2 protein-coding genes are annotated in these 1,125 nt (G+C 60.0%); both read right to left on the bottom strand.

The features are described from left to right. Positions 1-57: 57 nt before the first annotated feature. Positions 58-408 (bottom strand): YgaP family membrane protein, encoded by a 351-nt coding sequence (locus ACW9I6_RS32375; protein ID WP_003210673.1) that lies wholly within the window; start codon positions 406-408, stop codon positions 58-60. Between the two features lie 69 nt (positions 409-477). Beyond that, positions 478-945 carry an RNA methyltransferase gene (locus ACW9I6_RS32370; protein WP_003210674.1) on the bottom strand — a complete coding sequence of 156 codons (468 nt, stop codon included), beginning with the start codon at positions 943-945 and terminating at the stop codon, positions 478-480. Positions 946-1,125 lie beyond the last annotated feature (180 nt).

Below are 1,125 nucleotides of genomic sequence, written 5' to 3'. Positions count from 1 at the left end.
AGTCAGTGACTGACACTCCGCTTTCGCGAGCAAGCCCGCTCCCACATTTGATCGGGGTTAACCCACAGTTTTGCTGGCGTTTTCAGCCGCCACTTCAGCCTTGGTCTTGAGGTTTTTCAGTTCCTCACCGGCGCGTTCGATCTTGGTTCGCACGCTGTTCATTTCCTGGCGGCTGCGCTCCAGCAACTCTTTCGCCGAGCTATGCCCGCTGATCCCGCGTGCCAGCGCTACGCCGCCAATCGCCACCTGGATCAAACCGAAAAAGCCGCCACGGCGCAGGCCTTTGCCCATCATCACCACACCGCCAGCCAGGGAGCCGATGCGTTCCCAGCCCTGGACGTTTTGCGTGGGTTGGGGCTCGAACGGGGTGGACCGGATAACGGGTCGCAGGGTTTTGCTGTCGCTCATGATCTGTCTCCAACAAGGGCTGATTGATATGCAGCTGACTGCACACAGGCCGCGGATGTTCCCAAAAAATCAGTATTTGGGGCCCGAACGGGTGTTGTTGCCCTTGGCCAGACGGTCGTAAAGCACCACGTTGACGGTGGCGGCGAGGTTCATGCAACCGGTGGTCGGGATGTAGATCACGTCTTCACACCAGTCGCGAATCTCTTTGTCGAGGGAGCCGTCTTCCGGACCGAAGATATACAGCGCACGGTCCGGATGGGTGTATTCGGGGAGAGGGCGGGCGCCTTCCACCAGCTCGACGGCGACGGGGATGCAGCCCAGGGGCAGGATCTTTTTCAGGTCGTCGATACCGATCAGCGGAATGTCGTGGTGGACCTTCTTGGTGTCGGTAATAAAGTCCCGGGCCCGCTCATAGCGCTTGCCGGTGTAGAACACCGAGGCCACGCCGTAGCAGCCGGCGGCGCGCATCACCGAACCGACGTTTTCGGGGGATTTGGGGTTGTACAGACCGATGCAGCTGTAGCGTTTATTGCCCACGGGAGAGGGTGCCTTCGAGAAAAACCGCGATTATACGGGGATTGCTCGAAAGGCGGTCAGTTTGAGCGGCACGTGTTGCAACACTGTGGCAAGGGAGCTTGCTATGGCAAAGGGGCTTGCTGTGGCGAGGGAGCTTGCTCCCGCTGGAGTGCGAAGCGCTCCCAAAAAACGTGGGGCCGC

The sequence above is a fragment of the Pseudomonas sp. SDO5522_S412 genome (assembly GCF_054071215.1).
Note: the sequence above shows the minus strand (reverse complement) of the source record. Positions and strands in the feature narration are given on the sequence as shown.